The organism is Bradyrhizobium sp. USDA3516, assembly GCF_057651995.1.
Window position 1 is genome coordinate 99,513 of the sequence record NZ_JBYGYN010000002.1, and the last position, 21,005, is coordinate 120,517.

The following is a 21,005-nucleotide window of genomic DNA, read 5'->3' on the forward strand; positions in this document are numbered from 1 at the left end:
TCCGCTCTCTTCGCACTCATCTGCCCTTGCGCCGCCGGGCCGGCGCCGGCCCGATCTGGATACGCCCACCGGCGAGGCTGATCAAGGCTCCCGCGAGGGTCTGCTTCAGGATCGGCCGGCCATTTGCGGCTGCGCCGGGGCCGGCGATCGCCCGATCAAGCACGGACATCAGGGTTTCGACCTTGCCAAGTTCCGCCGGCCCTTCATGGCCGAGCGCGTTGATGGCCCGCAGCAAGAGCCGCAGCCGCACCTCCTCCGGCAGGGCGGCAAAGGCCGAGGCCTCGAAGCTCCTGGCGCCCGCCTGCGGCGCATCGCCGCGATCCCGCAATCGGAGGAAACGCTCGGCGCCGTCCGCGAGCAGCTCGACCGCCGCATTGGCCCGCGCCAGCCTTGCCGCGAGCCGGGCCAGATTTCTGGCATCACCGCCCTCGGCCGCGAGGAGCGGCAGCAGCGCGCGCAGCCGCGGCCGTGTGAAGGCGGTGTCCCGGTTGGTCGGGTCCTCGGCAAAGCCGATCCTCGCCCGCCGCAGGGTCGCGATCAGCTGCGATTTCGCAACGTCGAGCAACGGACGCGCCAGCACGATTCCGTCGCGCTCGGAGAAAGGAGCCATGGCCGAGAGCCCGGCGAGTCCGCTGCCGCGCAACAGCCGCATCAACAGGGTCTCGGCCTGGTCGTCGCGGGTGTGGGCCGTCAGGATATGGCTCGCGCCGGCGGCCCGGGCGGCCTTTGCGAGCAGGCGATAGCGGGCCTCGCGCGCGGCGGCAGGCAAGCCCGTCCTCGGCTTTTCGCCGCGCCAGCGCAGGGTCCGGTGCGGCAATCCGAGCGCGGCGGCGAGCCGCTTGACCTCGCGCGCCTCGCGGGCGGCTTCCGGACGCAGGCCGTGATCGATGGTGACCACCGTGATTTGCGGGCCTCGCGCGAGGCTGCGCTGCCAGCGCGCAGCAAGCCACATCAGGGCAACCGAGTCGGGCCCGCCGGAGACCGCGAGCACCAGCGCCGGGGCATCTCTCAGGCCCGCGAAGAGCCGCCTCGCCTCGCGCGCCGAGATCGGTGAATTGTCGTCGCCTGACATGACGCTGCAATCGTCCGCGGGAATGGACCGAATGTTTAGCGCAACGCCATCCGCTTTGTCAGCGGATCAGCACTTCACCCGCTTCTGCTCGCGATCGACCGTGGCTTTGACGCCGGCGGAGGCGCGCGGATATTTGCGGCCGATCTCGCCGAAGGCGGCGCAGGCCGCCTCCTTCTCCTTCAGCGCGGCAAGCGACTGGCCGAGCCGCAGCAGCGCGTCCGGAGCCTTGGCCGATTTCTCGTATTTGGTGGTGACGGCGAGGAAGGCTTCGGCGGAATCGCGATATTGCTGACGCTGGAAATAGCTTTCGCCGAGCCAATATTGGGCGTCGCCGACCAGCGGATCGCTCGGAAATTTCTGCGTGAAGTTCTTCATGGTCTGCTCGGCGAGCGCGTAGTCCTTGCGCTGCATGTAGCCTATGCCGAGGTCGAACTCGTCGCGCGGCGTCGCCGAGGGCGGCAGGGTGGCCAGAGCAGCGCCACCATCCGGTGCGGGATAGCCCGATTGTGCCGGCGGATAGCCGGGCTGCGCGGCCGGCGGCACGCCTTGCTGGTAGCGGGGGCTGGTGTTGGCGAGATCGAGCGGCTCGCCCGCATTGCGGCCGCCGCCAGGCGTGACCGCCGGCATCGGCTGCTGCCCGCCGCCGAGCGCACGGGGCGCACCGGGCGCATTCGGGTTCTGGTTCGGGTCGAAGGCATCGCCGCGGCGGCGCGTGCCGGGGGCGCCGGGCGCCGGCTGCTCCTGGACGATCGGCGCGGGCGCGGCGATCTGCGGCGGCTGGTAGCTCGGCTGCGCGGCCTGCTGTTGCGGCGGCTGGCGATAGCCGGGTGAGACCTGACCTGGGGCAACCTGGCTCGGTGCGATCTGCGCGGGCGGCATCGCCGCGACGTTGGGTGCCTGCCCGGGCCCCCCTTGCGCGCCGCCCTCGAGCGCCCGCAGGCGCTCTTCGAGCTGGCGGTTACGATATTGCAGCTCCTCGTTCTGGCCGGTGAGCTGGCGCAGCCGGTTCTCCAGCCGCTCGATCCGCATCTCCGGATCGGCATCATCCGACTGCCCGTAGACCGATTGCGCAAGCGCGGGCGAGCACAAGGAGAGCAGCGCGGCGGTCGCCACGGTGCCGGTAAAAGCCTTAAATCTGGACGACATCTTGCCCTGACGACGAAAGCGAATGGCCTGCGACGGAACCCTCGACGCGCCACACATTGAAGTGGAGTACGCCAAAAATGTGACTGATACCAAGGGGTTTTCAGTCACAGAATGCCGAAACGAAACCGGCGCCCGTGAGGGCGCCGGCATCATCCAATTCCAAAGCTGAACGGCACCTGACTGACCGCCCGCGACCTGACCGATCGTCAGGAGCTCGCGTTCAGGACAGTGACCGCGCGGCGGTTCTGCGACCAGCAGGAGATGTCGTTACAGACGGCGACCGGCCGTTCCTTGCCGTAGGAAATCGTGCGCATGCGGTTCGGGTCGATGCCGCGCGAGGCGAGGAACGAACGCACCGACTGGGCACGGCGGGCGCCGAGCGCGATGTTGTATTCGCGGGTGCCGCGCTCGTCGGCATGACCTTCGATGGTGAAGGAGTAGCGCGGATAGCTCTGCAGCCATTGCGCCTGCTTCTCCAGGGTCACGATCGCCTGCGGCGTCAGATCGGTCTGGTCGCTTTCGAAGAACACGCGGTCGCCGACGTTGACGACGAAGTCCTGCTGGCTGCCAGGCGTCGCCGCATTGGCCATCGCATCCGTCGCGGCATTCTTGTTGGCGCAGGCGCCCATCGACAGCGCGACGGCGAGCACCGCGGCCAGCTTCAATCCCTGGAGGATACGCATAGGATGTCTCATTCCGGAGCCTCCACGCTCACGTTAGTCCACTGCTGTCCGGTCTACAGGGGGTTGGTTAAGCGAACGTTCCGTCAACCTTGACGGAACCTTGCCTCAGCCGGTCAAATGCCCCCAACCAGCGAAAAGCAAACGTCATGGTTAATGGGTTGTAAATGTGGCGCGAGGGTGAAGGCAAGCCGCGTCGACGGGCAAAAACGCCGAGTCTGCTGAAATCTTGGGCCCTGCCTACCGCGGCCGCCTCCCGACGAACCGCTCGCCCGTCAGGCCACAGTGACCGCCGGATCAGGACTCAAGGGTGCCGAAGCGAATACCCGTCGGGACACGGGCTCACCGGCACGATTGAACAGCATCCTGCGCTCAAAGGCGCTCGAGCGCATGATGGGAAAGCGCGTCAAGACCCGATCCCGGAGCGTCGCGAAATCGGAAGCCATCAAGACCACCTTCCGCGAATGCCAGCCGGGAAACGGACGCGGCTCGGTAAGGGTCTCATGAAGAAAGACGCGGCGATAGAACGCCTGGTGATCGGTACGCACCATCGCAAGTCCGAGATCGGCATTGAAATGGTCGCAGGCCAGATAGGCCAGCCGCAACGTAAGATAGGGCAATTCATGAAACCGCTGGCTCTTGTCGGGGTCGGCGGCAAAGCGCGCCGGATCGACCAAGACCTGGCCCCGGTCGAGCCGAGGATGAACGACGTCACCGAACAGTTCCGTCGTATAGGACATCCGCTGCTCCGACGTCAGAACGTGAAGGCGGAGAGAACTGCTGAGTTCTCCGTCGAGATATATGCCGAATATCCAGGCGTTGGGCGCGTCATCGTAAGTGTCGACGATCCGCTGGGACGCCGACGGCGAGATCAATCCGCCGTGCAGATAGGCCCGGTAGCGCATCGCGTAAATCGCATCTCGCTCCTCGGCAGTCTCGACGAGGCGATAGTCGACGCGCTCAAACAGCCCTGCTCCCCGCATTTCGAGCGGCGCTCGCGGCTCGGCTCGTGACTTCATCTGATACTCCCGACACTCCAGCAACTTCTGCGAGCGCCCCCGAAGATTAATGACTCCTTAATAAAATTGCAAAGGCTTAGAATCGTTAGGGTTAAGGATTGGGCCCGCAAGAATCCGGGGTGCGCGACGGCATCGAAGGGATGAAGCTAGCCGAATGACCGCGAGGAAATCGCGACGATCTGGTCGTCGGGCATGCGACGGCCGTGCGAGGCATTGAGCAATTGGCGGACTCGTACTGCGGGGACGGGCCGGCTGAACAGATAGCCCTGCCCTTCAGTGACCGTGCCGTCGGCGCTGATCAGCTCGAGCTGCTCGTTGGTCTCGATCCCTTCGACCACGACGGACATGCCGAGGTCCGCCGACAGTCGCGCCACGCCACGCAGCAGCGTCAGCGGCCGATCGGCATCGATGCCTTCGAGGAACGACCGATCGATCTTCACCTTCTGCATCGGGAAATTGTGCAGGTAGCTGAGGCTGGAATAGCCGGTGCCGAAATCATCGAGCGAGATGCGCACGCCGAGCGCGTGCAATTGCGACAGGATGTCGTGAGTGAGCTGGGTATTGCGCAGCAAAGACGACTCGGTGATCTCGATCTCCAGACGATGCGCCGGCAGGCCCGACACTTCGAGCGCGTAGCGGATTTCGCTCAAGACGTCGCGCTGGTGGAATTGTTGCGGCGAGAAATTGACCGCGACGCTGACACCCTCCGGCCACTTCATGCATTCCATGCAGGCACGGCGCAGGATCCAACGGCCGAGATCGACGATCAGGCCCATCTCCTCGGCGACGGGGATGATGTCGACCGGCGACACCGTGCCGCGCACCGGATGATTCCAGCGCAGCAGCGCCTCACAGGCAGTGATCTTGCCGGATTTCAGGTTGACCAGCGGCTGGTAGAACAGTTCGAACTCCTCGTTGGCGAGCGCCTTGCGCAGGTCGAGCTCCAGCGTGCGGCGCGCCTCGACGATCGCCGCCATCTCGTCGCGGAAGAAGCAATAGGTTCCGCGCCCGTCGGCCTTGGCGCGGTACAGCGCCATGTCGGCGTTCTTGAGCAGCGTATCGGCGCTGGCCCCCTCCGGCGAGGTCAGCGCGATGCCGACGCTTGCGCCGATCTCGACCAGATGGTTGTCGATGCGGTAGCGCTCGCTCAGTCGCTCGACGACGCGGCGGGCAAGGCTCGCTGCGTCCTCGGGCGAGGCGAGATTTTGCTGGAAGACAACGAATTCGTCTCCGCCGAAACGCGCCACGAAATCCTCGGGACGCAGCATCTCGCGCAGGCGATTGGCGACCGCGCACAGGAGCTGGTCGCCGCAGGGATGACCGAGCGTGTCGTTGACCTGCTTGAACTCGTCGAGATCGATGAACAGGAGGGCCGACAGGCGATCGGCATCGCGCGAGGCCGCCAGCAGCCGTTCGATCTCGTCGCGGAAATGCACGCGGTTCGGGAGCGCCGTCAGCTCGTCGTAGCGGGCGAGATGGGTGATCTTGGCCTCGGCATTTCGCCGCTCGGTAATGTCTTCGAGCAGCACGACTGCGCCGCCGTCAGCCATCGGCTGCACCGTCCAGGACAATGACCGGTTTCTCTCCACGTCGGGATCGTCCGTGACGATCTCCCCCGCGTGCGAACTCTCGATCTCGGCCAGAATCAACTCGCCGCTCGCAGCGGAAATGGAGCCGCAATTGACGCACGCGGCCATGATATCGGCGGCGCTCGCACCACTGCGGACGAGATCCTCCGGCAGGTTCAGCATCTGGCTGAACCGATGGTTCATCACCGCGAGCTGCCTGTCGAGGCGGAACATGCACAGGCCGTGCGGCATGTTGTTCAGAGCGGTATCGAACTGGCCAGCGAGCGCCGCCTCGCGCTCACGAGCCACGACCGCCCGCATGAATATTCTGTGCAGATTGGCCGAGAGCTGCATGATTGCGAGCAGGAACGCGGCGCTCACAACCGACATGGCGATGTAGTAGGGCGTGCCATGCCATGCCAGTGCAACGACTGCCGGACCGAACATCAGGGCGGCTTGCAGATGGTATATCGACGGCCGTCCGTAAGCTCGTCCGGCACCTCCGCCCACGATTCCAGTGGTGATGGAGAGGGCGATCATGTGAACGACGGCGTCGTCAGTGCTGACCAGAGCCAGCGAGCACCACGTACCGATCGCAGCTGCCTGGATCAATGCGCCGACCAGGTAGCGCTTCTGCCAAAGTGCGGCTTCTTCGGGGGTCAGGCTGGCCTTGCGCGGCAGGAACCGCTTCAAATCGAACAGGCGGATCGCCCCGGCCAGAATGATGAACCCGACCGTTGCCCAGGTCAGAACCTGTCCGGTCCTCAGCGCCGTGATGGCCGCCCCGATGGCCACGAAGACGATGCCCGCAAGCAGCGGACCGGGCGCTTCGAACAGCGAATCGATCAGCGCGGCCGAAACTTTCGGCGCGCCCTGTCCTCGATCGGGTTCTCCGCTCTGGCTTGCAAGCTTCATCTGGATTTGTACGCGCGTCCTGTTCGGCGCGTAGTCTTACCCAGCCGAGATGAAGCTTTTCTGAGGGAACATCGTTAAAGTCAGGTTGTTTTTCGGCAATAGCGAAATGATTTCCGCTTAGATATCAAAGAGGTAGGCAAGCCTTGCCGAGCACAAGGTGAAAGAAGTATTGCGCTGCGCACACAACCTCGGAAAAATCGCCGCGGTTTTTCGAAAACATCGCCCGTCTGAACGCGCGATGTCTCAACTGCGCCGTGGTCAGCCCGACGTCGAGGACAACAGCGGCGACCATGCCGGGTCCGAGGCAAAGCCCGGCGTCGGCACCTTCAATTCGTTGCGGCCAGAGATGTCGACCGAGTACAGCGACGGCCCGCCATTGCCGCCGGGATCCCGGAAGAACATCAGCACGCGGCCGTTCGGCGAGAAGGTCGGGCCTTCGTTGTGGAAGCCGGAGGTAAGCAGCCGTTCGCCGGAGCCGTCCGGCTTCATGACGCCGATCGCGAACTGCCCCCCACCCTGCCGGGTGAAGGCGATATAGTCGCCCTTCGGCGACCACACCGGCGTCGAATAGCTGGCGTTGGTGTCGTCCTTGGAGAAGGAGATGCGCTGCGCCTGTCCGCCGCCCGCGCTCATCACGTAGATCTGCGACCTGCCGCCGCGATCGGACTCGAAGCAGATGCGGCTGCCGTCCGGCGAATAGGATGGCGAGGTGTCGATCGCCGGCGTGTCGGTGAGACGCGTGGTCGAGCGCGAGCGCAGATCCATCACGAACAGGTTGGAATTGCCGCCCTGCTGCAGGCTCATGATGACGCGCTGGCCGTCCGGCGAGAAGCGCGGCGCAAAGGTCATGCCAGGGAAATTGCCGACGATCTCGCGCTGGCCGGTCTCGATGTTGTAGAGATAGACCTTCGGATCACCCTGGCCGAACTCCATATAGGTGATCTCTTGCGAGTTCGGCGAGAAGCGCGGCGTCAGCACGAGATCGGAGCCGCGGGTCAGATAGCGCACATTGGCGCCGTCCTGGTCCATGATCGCGAGCCGCTTGACGCGGCGCTCCTTCGGCCCGGTCTCGTCCACGAACACGACGCGGCTGTCGAAATAGCCCTTCTCGCCGGTCATGCGCTCGTAGATCTGGTCGGAGATGATGTGGGCGATGCGGCGCCAATATTCCGGCGAGGTGAAATATTGCTGGCCGGCGAGCTGCTGGCCGGAGATGACGTCCCACAGGCGGAATTCGGCCTTGAGCCGGCCGTCCGGCTGCCGCGTCATGCGACCGGTGACGAGCGCCTGCGCGTTGATGGTCTTCCAGTTCTGGAATTGCGGCGCGACATCCATGTTGTTGATGCGCTCGATGAAGGCCGCCTGGTCGATCGGCGCGAACAGGCCCGAGCGCTTGAGATTGTTGGTGATGACCTGCGTGACGCCGTTGCCGACGTCGCCGTCGGAGGCCGAGCCCGGCAGGAAGTTGCTGATCGCGATCGGGATCGGCTGGAATTCGGTGGGGTCGATGCGAAGGCGCCCCTGCTGGGCCTGGCCAAGAGCACGCCCGCCCCCGAGCATCGCGAGCGTCGATCCCGTCAGGGTCATGAAGCGGCGGCGGTTCATCGATCGGACGTCATTCATTGCAAAATTCTTTTGTTCGGATGTCACAACATATCTTTCAGGCCGAAAGTCATCGGGATGAGCTTCCAGCTGTCGTACTGCTGCTTCGGCAGGAACGAATAGACCTGGCACTGCACGATAGCGCGCTTGGCGCTCTCGGCGACCGCCTGGGCGATCGACCGCGAGGGCCCTCGCACAGCGACGATGATGGGCTCGGAGGCGAGCGAGCCATCGACCTTCATGGGAATGTCGATGTCGGCTTCGTAGAGATTGGCGTCCTGCCCATTATAGGTCGGCGTGAAGCAGCGCTTGACGGCGCCCTGGAAGGCGCCTTGCCAGGTTGCGACGTTGTTGGCCGCCGTCCCGGTCGCCGCCCCCAGTGAGGCCGACGCATTCAGCGCCGAGCCGGTCTGCTCGTGCCGGGTCGCGGCGCGCTTGTCGAGGTCGCGCTGGATCTGCGCGGGATCGAAGGTGCGCTCCTTGGGCTTGGGCTGCTGCTGCGGCTGCACCGCCGCGACCTTCTGCTCCACGGGCTTGGGCGGCGGCTTCTTGGTCTCCATCTTCTTCTGCAGCTCGGCGATGGGATCTTCCTTGGCCGGATCAGGCTTCTTTTCCTGCGGCTTCGGCTCTTCCTTCGGCTTGGCCTCGGCCACGGGCTTGGGCGGCTCCGGCTTCTTCTCGACCGGCTTCTCGACGGGCTTCGGCGGCGGCTCCGGTTGGGAGTTGGTCTTGATCAGCTCTTTCTTCTCGGTGACCTTGCCGACGGCGTCTTCTTCGGGCTTGGGTTCGGCGATCTTCTCGACCTTCGGCTTCGGCTCTTCCTTCTTGCCGGTCTTCTGCCCCGCCATCATCTTGGCGAGCTGGTCGGTGGAGATGATGTCAACCGGAAGCGACTCCTCCGGCGCGATGTAGGCCTTGCTGCTGAAGGTGACGAGCCCCCATCCCAGCACGAGGACATGCAGGGCAATCGACGCAACGAGTGTCTTGTCGACGTTCACCTTCACGGCCTCAAGACCCCTGATCCGCTTCCGTGACGAGCGCCAGCTTCTTGAATCCGGCGCCCGAGAGCTGACCCATTACCTTGGCAACGGTGCCGTAATCCGCCTTCTTGTCGGCGCGCAGATAGATGCGCTCCTCGAGCCCACCGCGCGCATCCGTGATCGCCTTCAGCTTCGGGATCAGCTCGTTCAGCGCAATCTCGGTATCGTTGATGAACACCTTGCCCTTGATGTCGACCGACATCTGGATCGGCTTCTGGTCGTTGTTTTCGAGACTCTTGGCGTTGGTCTGCGGCAGGTCGAGCGGAACGCCGACCGTCAACATCGGCGCCGACACCATGAAGATGATGAGCAGCACCAGCATGACGTCGACCATCGGCGTGACGTTGATCTCGGCCACGACCGGCTTGCGCCGGCCGCGGCGCCCGCCGCCGCCGGACGAACTCGCAACGTTCATGGCCATGTTCGCGTGTCCAAATTGCCCTTCACATTATACATGCCGTCCGTCAGCCGCGCTCGTCGATCTGACGGGACAGAATGGCTGAAAATTCATCGGCAAAGCCCTCGAGCCGCTGGGCCTGCCGGTTCACCTCGGAGGTGAACTTATTGTAGAAAATAGTGGCAGGAATGGCGGCGATAAGGCCGACCGCGGTCGCAAACAGCGCCTCGGCGATACCGGGGGCGACCACCGCCAGAGAGGTATTTTTGGAGGCCGCGATCGACTGGAAGCTCGACATGATGCCCCAGACCGTGCCGAACAGGCCGACGAAGGGGCCGGCGGAGCCGACGGTCGCCAGCACCAGAAGGCGCCGTTCCAGCCGTTCGACCTCACGCGCAATCGAGACGTTCATCACCTTGTCGATGCGCATCTGAAGCCCTGCGACCGAGCGGGCATGGCTCTCGAACGAGCGCTTCCACTCGCGCATCGCCGCCACAAAGCAGGCCGCCATGGAATGCGTCGGCTTGGCCGACAGCGTGCGATAGAGCTCCTCGATCGACTCGCCGGACCAGAATGCCTGCTCGAAACGATCCATCGAGCGGCGCGTACGCGCGTAGAGAAAGATCTTGTCGATGGCGATCGCCCAGACCCAGACCGAGCAGGCCAGAAGCCCCAGCATCACCGCTTTCACGATCCAGTGAGCCTGCCAGAACAGCGCAATCAGCGACACGTCGGCGGAGGCAGCAACCGGAAGGGCTGACTGAGCCAATTCGGCCGGATTCATAAGCAGTATCCTCTCAAGGCGATCGTTACCTAATGTCCTTCGGCCAGCAAATCGCGGCCGGTGTTCCCCAACAGCCGCGCTGGACCTGCGCGGCGGGCAAGCCCGCTCAAAGCCTTGTCTTTCTGGGGTGCAGGGCTCGTCCAAAGGCTCGTCAAAAGCCGGCCGCCTGCATTCCCCGCCAAGATGTCAAAACTAAGGGGCCTTGACCCCAGGCCTTGACGTCGGGCTCCGGGCACGCCTGTCCAGCCTTACCAGAGCCCGCCGATGGTTAATGCGGGGTTACCGGCGGCGCATTTGGTTGCAGGAAACGCAGTCCGTGCCGGGGGATGGGGCCGCTGCGCTGCGTCCGGCCACTAGTTCCGCACACTGTGCGCCGGAGGAACCTGCTCTCGCGCCAAAAATTATCCGGAAAATCACTCTCAGCGAGGTCATGCCATGTCCATCAACCCCAAGACGACCGCCGCGATCGGCGATCAACCGCTCCACGGGATGGAAGGGCTGCGAGATGGTCTATCGCCACCACGTCGCGGTGCTGGATGCGCCGGGCCAGACCAGCTCCGAGCCGGTCACGCCCCAGCATGGCGGCGAGAGCCACCGCCGCGCCGCGTAAGCCTGGCGCCTCAGGCGGCCGATGCTGCCTCGGGGCAGTTGGTCAGCCGCGCAGGATTGCCGACCGCCGTGCAGCCAGCGGGGATGTCGCGCGTCACGACGGAGCCGGCACCGATCTTGGCGAGATCGCCGATGCTGATGTCGCCGAGGATGCTCGCACCCGCGCCGATGAAGACGCCGCGGCCAATGCGCGGCGAGCGCGCCGGTAGCTCGCCGCTGCGGCCGATGCTGACGTTCTGGAGAATGGTGACGTCGTCGCCGATGACGACATTGGCGCCGATCACGATGCCGGTGGCGTGGTCGAGATAGACGGCGGAGCCGATGCTGGCCGCCGGATGAATGCTGACCTGGAGCACGTTCGAGGCCTCGTTCTGGAACAACAGCGCGGCGTCCCGATGATCCTGGCGCCAGAGCCAGTTCGAGACGCGCCAGGCTTGCAGCGCGAGGTATCCTTTGTAATGCAGCAGCGGCGGCAGCAGACCGGCGACGGCGGGGTCGCTGCGCGCGATGGAGACGAGGTCTCGGCTGGCGGCTTCGATCAGATCCGGCTGGCCGCGAAAGGCATCGCAGGACAACGTCGTGAAGCGCTCGCGTTCGGCCGCCGTGCCGCCCAGCCGGCGTCCGATCTGGTCGGCCAGGGCAGCGGTAAAATCGTCATGGACGAGAATGGCGCCGGCCAGTGCCTTGCCGAAGATCGGGTCCGCCGCTGCGGCGCGCTGCGCCTCGCCGCGGATCTGCTCCCAGAGGGACTCGCTCGCCATGATCGCAGCCTTCGCCATCTTCGCCGCCTGCGGTGTTTTGACGCTTCCTTCTCGTTCATGAATATAGGCTGCGCGCAGCCTGCACGCCAATTGGCGGCAACGGCACGCCCAGCCGCGCCCCCGTGGGGCTACGAGCTTGCATGCCAGGCAACCGCGACCATATAGTCGGTCGGTTTCGGCCGAAGCCCGCGGTGGTCCGCCACCGCGGGTTTTTCGTACCCTGCACCCGCCCGCTGCCGAACCGAGTTTTAGCATCCACATCCAAGGTCACGCCAAGACATGTCGCCCAACGCGCCCGCCGACGATCACCACGACGACGTCATGTACCCCTCCGCCATACCGTTCGTGCTGGTCCATCTCGGCTGCTTTGCGGCGATCTGGTCAGGTGTCACCTGGCAAGCCGTCGCGATCTGCATCTCGCTGTACGTCGTGCGAATGTTCGGCATCGGTGCCGGCTACCACCGCTATTTCTCGCATCGGGCGTTCGCCACCGGCCGCGTGTTTCAGTTCGTCCTGGCCTGCCTTGCGCAAAGCACCGCGCAGAAGAGCGTGTTGTGGTGGGCGGCCAAGCACCGGCATCATCATCTGCATTCCGACACCGAACTGGATGTGCATTCGCCGCGTCAGCGCGGCTTCGTGTACAGCCATCTCGGCTGGATCTTTTACCGCGAGCACGACGCCACCGATCTCGTGAAGGTCGGCGATCTCACGGTCTATCCGGAGCTGATGTGGCTGCATCGGCTGGAGCTGCTGCCGGCCTTCGTGCTTGCGTCGCTCTGCTTCCTCGTGGCCGGGTGGCCCGGTCTGATCGTCGGCTTCCTGTGGAGCACGGTGCTGGTCTATCACGCGACCTTCTGCATCAACTCCCTCGCCCATGTTCACGGACGCAAGCGCTACGTGACGGGTGACGATTCCCGCAACAACTGGCTGCTGGCGTTGTTCACGCTGGGCGAGGGCTGGCACAACAATCACCACGCCTATCAAAGCAGCGTGCGACAGGGCTTTCGCTGGTGGGAAGTCGACGTGACCTATTACGTGCTGACCGTCCTGTCGTGGGTCGGCGTCGTCTGGAACATGAAAGCACCGCCCGAGCAGGTGCTGCGCAACGAGCAGCCGCTTGGGGCGCGGGTGATCAAGCGGGCAGCCCGCGAGCTCGCCGGACGGTTCGATGCGCAGACCCTGGCGCATGCGATCTCGTCGGCGCGGCGCCGGGCCGATCTCGCCCAGTTGCAGCTGCCGACGCTGCACGACATCCTCGATCGCGCGCATGAAGGTGTCGATGCACTGACGCATCTGCATCTGCCGAAGATCCCGACACGCGAGGAGTTTCTCGCGGAGGCCAAGGCGATGTTCGCGCGAACGCGATCGCTCAACGAGATCGTCGACCACGCCTATGAATACTTCCTGGCCTCGGTTCGCGCGCAACTCGCCGCAGTACGCTGAACCTCACCCGTCCCCCAAAACCAAACCGCCCGCCTGCGGGTTGCGCAGACGGGCGGCTCGGGGCCATCAGGACTTGGGGGCATGCGCCTGAAGGCTTTGAGAGATGTAATTCTTCGGATCAGCCCTGCTGCTGGTCGGTCGGCGGCGGGGTCGGCCGCGTCTTGTGCTGCGCCATGAACTGATCGAACTCTTCCTTGTCCTTGGCGTGACGCAGGCGGTCGAGGAAGTTCTTGAACTCGACCTGCTCTTCCTCGAGCCGGCGCAGCGTCTCACTGCGATACTCGTCGAAGGCGCGGTTGCCGGAGGACGGCGGGCCAAAGCCGAAGCCGCGGCGCTCCATGCGGTCGCGCATGCGATCCATCTTGTACTGCATCTTTTCCATCTTGTTCTGCCAGCGATCCTGATTGCTCCAGCACGACATTCTTCTGCTCCCGAGTGTGAAAAAGAGGAGGGCAAGTCCGATCGGCCACCAGATGATGAAGCCGAGAATGGTCACGGCGATCCAGCCGGGATGCCAGGGCGTGTCCAGCATGCGGGGGCGCTCGTAATATTGCTGTTGGTCCGACGGGCCGCGCCAGCGATTGACATCAGCGGTGTAGGCCATTTCCCTTCTCCATCACGGCACCAGCGCCGTTGTGAATGTAAATAACATTTACATGGCTAGACCATCCCGCGATTTTGTCAAGCTGGCAGCAAGACACGCCCGCGTGATTATTTGCGTAACTTTATTTCGGCTTGCCCCAGGGACTGCCGGGCGGCAGGCCCGAACCGGAGGAAGCCTCCGGCGGCACCGGCGGCGGCTCAGCGCTCTTGCCTGCGGGACGGCGGTCGGTCGGGAAGCCGAGGCCGCGCAGATAGATCAGCACCTCGGCCTCCAGCAGCTCGTCCGGCGACATCGGCAGCTTGCGTCGCGCGGCATCGCCGCGGGAAAACAGCGAGGCCACGCCATGTGCCATCGACCAGATGTGCAGCGCCATCATCATCGCCGGCGGCCGCGGCGTGCCCGGCGGCGTCAGGGCCGCGAGCCGCTCGGCTGCGGCGCGAATGATGTTGAATGCGCGTTCACTGGCGGCCTGAAGCGCAGGATTGGCATCGACCGGCACGCCCGATTCGAACATCGCGCTGTAGAAGGCGGGCTCCTCGCGGGCGAAGGCCAGATAGGCCTTGCCGACGCGCTCGAACGCGGTGACCGTATCGGGGCGCCCGTCGTCCCAGACCGCGGCCAGACGCGCCTCGAACTGCTCGAAACCGCGCTGGGCGATCGAGGACAGCAGCTCGTCACGGTCGCGGAAATGCCGGTAGGGCGCCGCCGCACTGACGCCGGCCATGCGCGCGGCATCAGCGAAGGTGAAGCCAGCCGCTCCCTTCTCGGCGATCAGCCCGAGGGCCGCCTGCAACAGGGCTTCCTTCAGATTGCCGTGGTGATAGCCGCGCTCGGCGCGGCGCTGCTCCTTGCGCCAGCTCATGTGAACGACCTTTACATGAGCCGGACGTGAAGGTCACTAGCGGGAATCGCTCGTGATTAACCCCGTATTCTCCGCAGTCATTCCGGGGCGATACGCCAGCATCGCCCCGGTATGACGATCCACTGGAAGCTACATCTGCGGAATCGGCAGCACGGGCATGACTTCGATCGCCTCGCCCGGGAAGATCGCAAAATGCGGATGGTTCTCGAACAGCTTTGCAGCGTCCTCCTGCGAGGCGGCGCGCACCACCGTGAAACCGGTCAGCGCGTTGCTGACCTCGGTGATGCCGCTCCCGTCGATCCTGCGGGTCTTGCCGAGCGGGCCGCCCATCTCGACGATCACGGACTTGTGCTTCTCGACCCAGCCGTGCCAGGCGGCCATGCCCGCCTGCTCCTTCGCTTTCCGCTCGGCCTCGGGCAGCGCGCGCCACGCCGCCATTTTCGATCCGCTCGTGCTGCCGAGATAGATGGCGAGAAATTTGTGTTCGGTGCTCATGGGTTTTCTCCTCAGGTTGATTGGGAAAGCGCGCAGCCGCTGTCTCGTCTACGTCTTCAGGTCGCCAAACCCGGCGACGATCTCCTGCACTTCGGGCGAGTAGTCGGCAATCTCCTGCACCTGGCGGACCTCAATGATCTCGTTGGCTGAAGCGGGACATTTCTTGGCCCAGGCGATCGCCTCGGCGCGCGAGGCGACCTCGATCATCCAATAGCCGCCCAGGACTTCCTTGGCTTCCGCGAAGGGCCCGTCCGTGACGATGGGCTGGCCGGTCGCAAACGAGACGCGCGCGCCCATCGAGGGCGGATGCAGCCCATCGAGCGTGATCAGCACGCCCGCGTCCTTCAGCGCCTCGTTGTAGCGCATCATCGCGGCGACGCGCTCGGGATCGAGCTGCACCTCCGGCGGCGCGTTCTCGTAGCCGAGCGGGATCATCAGCATCATGAATCGCATGGGATTTCCTTGCCTTCATTGTCGAGGAGAGCACGGCAGAGCCGTCCGCCCTCACCTTCAAGACGAACGGACTCTGAGGGAACCTACATGCGGCGTGAGAAAATTCCTGACCGATCTCGCTGCGGCGCGTCAGGATGGCGCGCACTGCATTTGCGCAGCCCCGGCAACATGACACGGCGCGAAAGTCATGCGCTTCATCCCCGTACGAATACGGGACACATATGCAGCCTAACGGGCGTACCGAGCTAGAAACTGTTTTAAATTAAGGACATAGGCCAATACACGTGAGGTCACCCGACATTTGCCGTGGGTTGCAGGGTTTACAAATGGTCAAGACGAGCATGCAACTTTTTTCATCGGAGAACAGTACGGCAATTGCCACCTATAATATTGCGGAGCTCACGTGTTCAATTTCCAGAGCAAGAAGGTCAGGCACGCGATCGCGGAGGTCGAGGCCCTCGACCGCTCGCAGGCCGTGATCGAATTCGGCCTCGACGGCACCATCCTCGATGCCAACGAGAACCTGCTGAAGATGAGCGGCTACACGCTCGCGGAGATCAAGGGCAAGCACCACAGCATCTTCGTCAGCCCGGCCGAACGCGAGAGCGCGCGCTATCGCGACTTCTGGGCAAGCCTCAACCGCGGCGAATTTCAGACCACGCAATACAAACGTTATGGCAAGGGCGGCAAGGAAGTCTGGGTCCATGCCTCCTACGCGCCGTTGCGCGACGAGAACGGCAAGGTGGTCAGCTTCATCAAATTCGCCACCGACATCACCGCCTACAAGATCAAGACCATGGAGGATTCCGGCAAGATCGCCGCGATCAACCGCGCGCAGGCCGTGATCGAGTTCAACATGGACGGCACCATCGTCACTGCGAACGAGAACTTCCTGAAGGCGATGGATTATTCGCTCGACGAGATCAAGGGCAAGCATCACAGCATGTTCGTGACACCCGAGGACCGCGCAAGCCCCGCCTATGCGGCGTTCTGGGCCAAGCTGAACCGCGGCGAGTTCGAGGCGGCCGAATACAAGCGGCTGGGCAAGGGCGGCAAGGAGATCTGGATCATCGCCACCTACAACCCGATCCTCGACGAGAACGGCAAGCCGTTCAAAGTGGTGAAGTTCGCAACCGATGTTACCGCGCAGAAGATGCAGGCCGCCGACAATAATGGTCAGCTCGCCGCGATCCAGAAGTCGCAGGCCGTGATCGAGTTCAACATGGACGGCACGATCCGCGTCGCCAACGACAATTTCCTGAAGACGATGGGATATTCGCTGGCGGAGATCAAGGGCCAGCACCATTCCATGTTCGTCGAGCCGAACGAGAAGACTTCGGCGGCCTATCGCCGGTTCTGGGAGACGCTCAATCGCGGCGAATACCAGGCCGCCGAATACAAGCGAATCGCCAAGGGCGGACGAGAGATCTGGATCCAGGCCTCCTATAACCCGATCTTCGACCTCAACGGCAAGCCTTACAAGGTGGTGAAGTACGCCACCGACATCACCGCGCAGGCGATCGGCCGCAAGAAGGCCGACAATGCGCGCGGACTGATCGAGGCTGTCGCGGCCGGCAGCGAACAGATGAGCGCATCGATCCGCGAGATCTCGGAGACCATGGCGAAGTCGCGCGAGACTTCCAAGGTCGCGACGACGAGGGTCGAATCCGCGGACAATCAGGCCCAGAAGCTGGCCACAGCTGCGCAGGCCATGAGCGGCATCGTGGAGATGATTTCGGGCATCACCAGTCAGATCAACCTGCTCGCACTCAACGCCACGATCGAATCGGCGCGGGCGGGCGAGGCCGGTCGAGGCTTTGCGGTGGTCGCCTCCGAGGTGAAGAACCTCGCGAACCAGGCCAAGCAGGCGACCGACACGATCACCTCCGAAATCGAAGCCCTGAACGTCATCTCGGGCGACGTCGCCAGCTCGCTTACCGCCATCAAAGCAGCGATCGCCGGCGTCAACGAGTTCATCGCCTCCACCGCCGCCGCCGTCGAGGAACAGAGCATCGTGACATCGGACATGTCCGCCAATATGCAGCGGGCCTCGGCGGAGCTTTCGTAGGGAAACAGCCCTTATCGATCTCCGTCCTTCTTGCCGGAACGAAAGCGCAGTAAAAGGCGCTGGCCACCGTGCGGCTTCCGTTTCCGACAGAAGGACTAGAACAGCCCATGCCTACTTCTCCGCCAAAAGTCGCCCTCATCACCGGAGCCGCGCGCGGCATCGGGCTTACGACCGCGAAGAAGTTCCTCGCAGAAGGCTGGCGCGTGGCGCTGCTCGACATCGAGGGCGAGCTGCTCGGCCGCGCGGTCGCGGACATCGGACAGAGCGAGGCGACGCTGGCGCTGACCTGCGATGTTGCCGACGCGGCCGCAGTCAGCACCGCAATGACGACGATCGAGCGGCGGTTCGGCCGGCTGGACGCGCTGGTCAACAATGCCGGCATCGCGGTGTTCGCGCCACTGATGGAGACGTCGGAGTCTGACTGGCGCCGCGTGCTCGAGGTCAACCTCACCGGACCGTTCCTCTGCACCAAGGCGGCGGTGCCCCTGATGCGCGACGGTAGTGGCGGCGCCATCGTCAACATCACCTCGATCTCGGCCGTGCGCGCTTCGACGCTGCGCTCGGCCTACGGCACCAGCAAAGCAGGCCTTGCGCACTTCACCAAGCAGCTCGCGGTCGAGCTCGCCTCCCTCAACATCCGCGTCAACGCGGTCGCACCGGGGCCGGTCGACACCGCGATGGCGAAGCAGGTTCACACCAAGGAGATCCGCGCCGACTATCACGACGCCATTCCGCTCAACCGCTACGGCCTGGAAGAGGAACTCGCGGAAGTGATCTATTTCCTTTGCTCGAGCCGCGCGAGCTACATCACCGGCCAAATTTTGGCCGTGGACGGCGGCTTCGATGCGGCGGGCATCGGCTTGCCGACGCTGCGCGGGCAAAGGCGCAACGGGTAGGCGCAGGATTCGTAGGGTGGGTAAGGGCGCAACGCGCCGTGCCCACCATCGATCCCAAATTTGCGGTGCGGATGGTGGGCACGCTACGCTTTGCCCACCCTACGAAAGCGAGTTGGTGGAGAGTTCATGCAACGCATCACCTTCCTCAGAGCCCTGATGCTTGCATCCGCGCTGCTAGCCGCCGCGCCCGCGGCGGCCGAGATCCGCATCATCCAGTCCCCGGGCGGACAGGTCGGGCCGTTCCTCGATCTGTTCGAAAAGGTCCGCGACAGTGGCGAGCGCGTGGTGATCGACGGCCCCTGCCTGTCCGCCTGCACGCTGGTGCTGAGCATCGTGCCGGGCGAGCGCATCTGCGTCACCAAGCGCGCCGTGCTCGGCTTCCACGCCGCGCGCTCGGTGGACCGGCGCGGCCGCTTCTACGCCGAGCCGGAAGCATCGGTCGCGGTGCTTGCCGCCTATCCAGGCCCGGTGCGCGACTGGATCAGCCGCCGTGGCGGTCTGACCTCGCGGTTGCTGCTGCTGAAGGGACGTGATCTCGCCGCGATCTATCCGCGCTGCCGCTGATGCAGCTGGCAGCCGCCAGCGTGCCGACCGCTTTCAAAAGAGCGTCTGGATCACCGGTGCCAGCTTTGCACTGGCGCAAATGAGCATTCCCCAGAGAGCAAAGTTGATCTGTAGCGCCGCCGCCATCGGTCGCTCCCCTTCCACGTGACGTCCATCCCAGTTTGTAGCTTTTATGACTCACCAATAACGATTCCGGCGTGCAGAGCACAGCCCAATATTTCGCCAATTGTTGTGCGATGCAGTCGCTTCACAAAGTGGCCTCACTGCGTCCGCAAAGTGATGCGAAAGCACGATTCATATTCGGCCATGCCGGCAAAGCTTGTTTTGCCTTGAGTTCCATTGAACGACGATGCGCGTGTCTCACGCAGATTCTGCGCGCCGCTTTTGGAGGCAAAAGCCCGGCATGATTCGACACGGCTTGATCGTGCTCACTTTTTGCGCAGCGCTGATCGGATGCGCAGAGGCGCCGGCGCAGGAACGCCGCGCCGTCGCATGGGATGGTCTCGGCAGGGATCCGAACCGTCCGCATGTCACCAAGCGGCGCGTCACGACCGGCGCGGCGGCGCCGAGCGAACCCAATCAGGAGCGGGAAAAGGTGCTCGGCACGTTGCGTCCATATTCGGAGGCGTGGTGGGCGGTCCAGGACGAGATACAGGCGGAGAACGACAGGAAGCTCGGCGCCAAGCTCGTGATCTGTCCTCGCTGCGTGGAATCGTCGCCGCCGCCCGAGGACGTCACCGGATCAATCCGGTGAAAGGACAACGGCTGATCGGCGCCTGACGTAACGAAGCGTACGTCCCCTCTCCCGCAGCATTGGAGAGAGGGGATCGCAAACGCGACGGCTCGAGGGCCGCGCCCGTCACATGCCCTCGGCCGGGCAATTCACCATCCAGGGAATGCCGAACCTGTCGACACACATGCCGAAGCCCTTGGCCCAGAACGTCTTGCTGAAGGGCATGGTGACGCTGCCGCCGTCGGCCAGCGCGTTGAACTTGCGCTCGCCGTCTGCGGGGTCCTTGACCGTGAGCGAGACCGAGAAGCCCTGCGGCTTTTGAAAGTGCTCGGTGGGCGCGTCGGAGGCCATCAGCACGCTACCGTCGGAGAGCGTCATGCGGGCGTGCATGATCGCCTTCTCGCGGCCGGGCGCGGCCGGCATCTCCGGCGGGGCATCCGATGCGCGCATCATGGCGTCGATCTTGCCGCCGAGAACCTTGGCGTAATAATTGAACGCCGCTTCGCAATTGTCCTGGTAGAACAGATACGGATTGAGCATCATTTCTCTCCTCTTCGTCTGCAGTGAGGCTCATTGCTTCTCGGTGAGCTTCTTCAGGCCGGCGAGGCCGGTCTCGAAATCCTTGCCGATCATGCTGTCCATGTTGAAGAACACCTGCATCAGCTTGGACACGAACGGGGCCGGACCGTACATCGTCCATGTGACGAGTGTGGCATCGCCTTGCGGCACAAAGGTGAACTCGGCGGTGTTGTGGCCTTCGAACGGCCGCTCGAAATCGAGCTTGATGCGGAGCTTGGAGGGCCCGTTCGCCTCCAGGATCTCCATATGGCCGGCGCCGACATTGTTGTTGCCGTCCCAGGCATAGGTCGCACCCTTCCCTGCCGCGCTTCCGCCGAACGTCCGCTTCATGGCGGGATCGCGGGTCTCATAGGGCGACCAGGCGGTCCAGCGATGGAAATCGGCGACCAGCGGATAGATCGCCTCGGCCGGCGCCTTGACGGCGAGCGACCGTTCCACACGGAGCGTGTCGGGTTTCGTCAGGGCAAAGACGAGGACACCGGCTAGGCCGGCGGCGAGAACGATGGCGATGACGGCAAAGGCTTTCAGCATGGATGGCTCCGTGGATACGGGCAAAGGACGAAGGAGGAATGGTCGGGCCGACAGACGATGGAACAATCTTTTTTGGCACCGCCCTCACATCACGTCATGGCCGGGCCTGTCCCGGCCATCCACGTCCTGGCCAAGCAAAGTGAGAGAACGTGGATGCCCGGGACAAGCCCGGGCATGACGATGT

General features: G+C 64.1%; 21 protein-coding genes. 5 read left to right on the forward strand and 16 right to left on the reverse strand.

Translation table 11 applies throughout. From position 1 onward, the window contains the following. Window positions 1-16: 16 nt before the first annotated feature. From tilS to AC24YW_RS06415, 10 genes are all read right to left on the reverse strand, one after another. On the reverse strand, window positions 17-1,072 hold the full coding sequence (gene tilS / locus AC24YW_RS06370; protein ID WP_487481937.1) for a tRNA lysidine(34) synthetase TilS: 1,056 nt from the start codon (window positions 1,070-1,072) through the stop codon (window positions 17-19). A 66-nt stretch (window positions 1,073-1,138) separates the two neighbouring features. Beyond that, window positions 1,139-2,218 carry a tol-pal system protein YbgF gene (ybgF, locus tag AC24YW_RS06375; protein ID WP_487481938.1) on the reverse strand — a complete coding sequence of 360 codons (1,080 nt, stop codon included), beginning with the start codon at window positions 2,216-2,218 and terminating at the stop codon, window positions 1,139-1,141. A 206-nt stretch (window positions 2,219-2,424) separates the two neighbouring features. Beyond that, a complete protein-coding gene (pal, locus tag AC24YW_RS06380; RefSeq protein ID WP_291621339.1) occupies window positions 2,425-2,913 on the reverse strand; it encodes a peptidoglycan-associated lipoprotein Pal in 489 nt (162 codons plus the stop codon). 260 nt (window positions 2,914-3,173) lie between these two features. Then, the gene (locus AC24YW_RS06385; RefSeq protein ID WP_487481939.1) at window positions 3,174-3,917 is read right to left on the reverse strand and encodes an N-acyl amino acid synthase FeeM domain-containing protein; all 744 of its coding nucleotides are present in this window, start codon (window positions 3,915-3,917) and stop codon (window positions 3,174-3,176) included. 146 nt (window positions 3,918-4,063) lie between these two features. Further along, entirely contained in the window at window positions 4,064-6,400 is a 2,337-nt protein-coding gene (locus AC24YW_RS06390) for a putative bifunctional diguanylate cyclase/phosphodiesterase (RefSeq protein ID WP_487481940.1), read from the reverse strand. A 258-nt stretch (window positions 6,401-6,658) separates the two neighbouring features. Continuing rightward, window positions 6,659-8,005 carry a Tol-Pal system beta propeller repeat protein TolB gene (tolB, locus tag AC24YW_RS06395; RefSeq protein WP_487482580.1) on the reverse strand — a complete coding sequence of 449 codons (1,347 nt, stop codon included), beginning with the start codon at window positions 8,003-8,005 and terminating at the stop codon, window positions 6,659-6,661. A 41-nt stretch (window positions 8,006-8,046) separates the two neighbouring features. Then, window positions 8,047-9,006, reverse strand: a complete 960-nt coding sequence (locus AC24YW_RS06400) for a protein TolA (protein WP_487481941.1) — start codon at window positions 9,004-9,006, stop codon at window positions 8,047-8,049. A 4-nt stretch (window positions 9,007-9,010) separates the two neighbouring features. Beyond that, on the reverse strand, window positions 9,011-9,463 hold the full coding sequence (gene tolR / locus AC24YW_RS06405) for a protein TolR (RefSeq protein ID WP_172784781.1): 453 nt from the start codon (window positions 9,461-9,463) through the stop codon (window positions 9,011-9,013). 43 nt (window positions 9,464-9,506) lie between these two features. After that, entirely contained in the window at window positions 9,507-10,223 is a 717-nt protein-coding gene (tolQ, locus tag AC24YW_RS06410; RefSeq protein WP_008546343.1) for a protein TolQ, read from the reverse strand. Window positions 10,224-10,843: 620 nt separating this feature from the next. Beyond that, the gene (locus AC24YW_RS06415; protein WP_487481942.1) at window positions 10,844-11,611 is read right to left on the reverse strand and encodes a serine acetyltransferase domain-containing protein; all 768 of its coding nucleotides are present in this window, start codon (window positions 11,609-11,611) and stop codon (window positions 10,844-10,846) included. 261 nt (window positions 11,612-11,872) lie between these two features. On the opposite strand from AC24YW_RS06415, the gene AC24YW_RS06420 reads away from it, so the two are divergent. Beyond that, complete coding sequence (locus AC24YW_RS06420; protein ID WP_487481943.1) at window positions 11,873-13,036, forward strand: acyl-CoA desaturase; 1,164 nt, start codon at window positions 11,873-11,875, stop codon at window positions 13,034-13,036. Window positions 13,037-13,154: 118 nt separating this feature from the next. Here the strand turns inward: AC24YW_RS06420 and AC24YW_RS06425 are convergent, their stop codons facing one another. The 4 genes from AC24YW_RS06425 to AC24YW_RS06440 form a co-directional block, all read right to left on the reverse strand. Continuing rightward, on the reverse strand, window positions 13,155-13,640 hold the full coding sequence (locus AC24YW_RS06425) for a DUF2852 domain-containing protein (RefSeq protein WP_487481944.1): 486 nt from the start codon (window positions 13,638-13,640) through the stop codon (window positions 13,155-13,157). A 121-nt stretch (window positions 13,641-13,761) separates the two neighbouring features. Further along, window positions 13,762-14,502 carry a TetR/AcrR family transcriptional regulator gene (locus AC24YW_RS06430; RefSeq protein ID WP_487481945.1) on the reverse strand — a complete coding sequence of 247 codons (741 nt, stop codon included), beginning with the start codon at window positions 14,500-14,502 and terminating at the stop codon, window positions 13,762-13,764. Window positions 14,503-14,631: 129 nt separating this feature from the next. Further along, window positions 14,632-14,997 carry a hypothetical protein gene (locus AC24YW_RS06435; protein WP_487481946.1) on the reverse strand — a complete coding sequence of 122 codons (366 nt, stop codon included), beginning with the start codon at window positions 14,995-14,997 and terminating at the stop codon, window positions 14,632-14,634. Between the two features lie 48 nt (window positions 14,998-15,045). Beyond that, window positions 15,046-15,450 (reverse strand): YciI family protein, encoded by a 405-nt coding sequence (locus AC24YW_RS06440; RefSeq protein WP_487481947.1) that lies wholly within the window; start codon window positions 15,448-15,450, stop codon window positions 15,046-15,048. Window positions 15,451-15,853: 403 nt separating this feature from the next. Here AC24YW_RS06440 and AC24YW_RS06445 point away from each other — a divergent pair, with 403 nt between their 5' ends. From AC24YW_RS06445 to AC24YW_RS06460, 4 genes are all read left to right on the forward strand, one after another. Continuing rightward, window positions 15,854-17,518, forward strand: coding sequence for a methyl-accepting chemotaxis protein (locus AC24YW_RS06445; protein ID WP_487481948.1), 1,665 nt, complete (start codon window positions 15,854-15,856; stop codon window positions 17,516-17,518). 107 nt (window positions 17,519-17,625) lie between these two features. Then, on the forward strand, window positions 17,626-18,414 hold the full coding sequence (locus tag AC24YW_RS06450; protein WP_487481949.1) for an SDR family NAD(P)-dependent oxidoreductase: 789 nt from the start codon (window positions 17,626-17,628) through the stop codon (window positions 18,412-18,414). Window positions 18,415-18,540: 126 nt separating this feature from the next. Further along, on the forward strand, window positions 18,541-18,978 hold the full coding sequence (locus AC24YW_RS06455) for a hypothetical protein (protein WP_487481950.1): 438 nt from the start codon (window positions 18,541-18,543) through the stop codon (window positions 18,976-18,978). A 403-nt stretch (window positions 18,979-19,381) separates the two neighbouring features. Beyond that, the gene (locus AC24YW_RS06460; protein ID WP_487481951.1) at window positions 19,382-19,732 is read left to right on the forward strand and encodes a hypothetical protein; all 351 of its coding nucleotides are present in this window, start codon (window positions 19,382-19,384) and stop codon (window positions 19,730-19,732) included. Window positions 19,733-19,837: 105 nt separating this feature from the next. On the opposite strand, the gene AC24YW_RS06465 is transcribed toward AC24YW_RS06460, so the two are convergent. Continuing rightward, window positions 19,838-20,251 carry a VOC family protein gene (locus AC24YW_RS06465; RefSeq protein ID WP_487482581.1) on the reverse strand — a complete coding sequence of 138 codons (414 nt, stop codon included), beginning with the start codon at window positions 20,249-20,251 and terminating at the stop codon, window positions 19,838-19,840. Window positions 20,252-20,281: 30 nt separating this feature from the next. Continuing rightward, window positions 20,282-20,821, reverse strand: a complete 540-nt coding sequence (locus tag AC24YW_RS06470; RefSeq protein ID WP_487481952.1) for an SRPBCC family protein — start codon at window positions 20,819-20,821, stop codon at window positions 20,282-20,284. Between the last annotated feature and the right edge of the window lie 184 nt (window positions 20,822-21,005).

Coding starts and splice junctions, on each gene's coding strand:
- tilS (WP_487481937.1), bottom strand. CDS start 1,072: ATGTCAGGCGACGACAATTCACCGATCTCGGCGCGCGAGGCGAGGCGG.
- ybgF (WP_487481938.1), bottom strand. CDS start 2,218: ATGTCGTCCAGATTTAAGGCTTTTACCGGCACCGTGGCGACCGCCGCG.
- pal (WP_291621339.1), bottom strand. CDS start 2,913: ATGAGACATCCTATGCGTATCCTCCAGGGATTGAAGCTGGCCGCGGTG.
- AC24YW_RS06385 (WP_487481939.1), bottom strand. CDS start 3,917: ATGAAGTCACGAGCCGAGCCGCGAGCGCCGCTCGAAATGCGGGGAGCA.
- AC24YW_RS06390 (WP_487481940.1), bottom strand. CDS start 6,400: ATGAAGCTTGCAAGCCAGAGCGGAGAACCCGATCGAGGACAGGGCGCG.
- tolB (WP_487482580.1), bottom strand. CDS start 8,005: ATGAACCGCCGCCGCTTCATGACCCTGACGGGATCGACGCTCGCGATG.
- tolR (WP_172784781.1), bottom strand. CDS start 9,463: ATGGCCATGAACGTTGCGAGTTCGTCCGGCGGCGGCGGGCGCCGCGGC.
- tolQ (WP_008546343.1), bottom strand. CDS start 10,223: ATGAATCCGGCCGAATTGGCTCAGTCAGCCCTTCCGGTTGCTGCCTCC.
- AC24YW_RS06415 (WP_487481942.1), bottom strand. CDS start 11,611: ATGGCGAAGGCTGCGATCATGGCGAGCGAGTCCCTCTGGGAGCAGATC.
- AC24YW_RS06420 (WP_487481943.1), top strand. CDS start 11,873: ATGTCGCCCAACGCGCCCGCCGACGATCACCACGACGACGTCATGTAC.
- AC24YW_RS06425 (WP_487481944.1), bottom strand. CDS start 13,640: ATGGCCTACACCGCTGATGTCAATCGCTGGCGCGGCCCGTCGGACCAA.
- AC24YW_RS06430 (WP_487481945.1), bottom strand. CDS start 14,502: ATGAGCTGGCGCAAGGAGCAGCGCCGCGCCGAGCGCGGCTATCACCAC.
- AC24YW_RS06435 (WP_487481946.1), bottom strand. CDS start 14,997: ATGAGCACCGAACACAAATTTCTCGCCATCTATCTCGGCAGCACGAGC.
- AC24YW_RS06440 (WP_487481947.1), bottom strand. CDS start 15,450: ATGCGATTCATGATGCTGATGATCCCGCTCGGCTACGAGAACGCGCCG.
- AC24YW_RS06450 (WP_487481949.1), top strand. CDS start 17,626: ATGCCTACTTCTCCGCCAAAAGTCGCCCTCATCACCGGAGCCGCGCGC.
- AC24YW_RS06455 (WP_487481950.1), top strand. CDS start 18,541: ATGCAACGCATCACCTTCCTCAGAGCCCTGATGCTTGCATCCGCGCTG.
- AC24YW_RS06460 (WP_487481951.1), top strand. CDS start 19,382: ATGATTCGACACGGCTTGATCGTGCTCACTTTTTGCGCAGCGCTGATC.
- AC24YW_RS06465 (WP_487482581.1), bottom strand. CDS start 20,251: ATGCTCAATCCGTATCTGTTCTACCAGGACAATTGCGAAGCGGCGTTC.
- AC24YW_RS06470 (WP_487481952.1), bottom strand. CDS start 20,821: ATGCTGAAAGCCTTTGCCGTCATCGCCATCGTTCTCGCCGCCGGCCTA.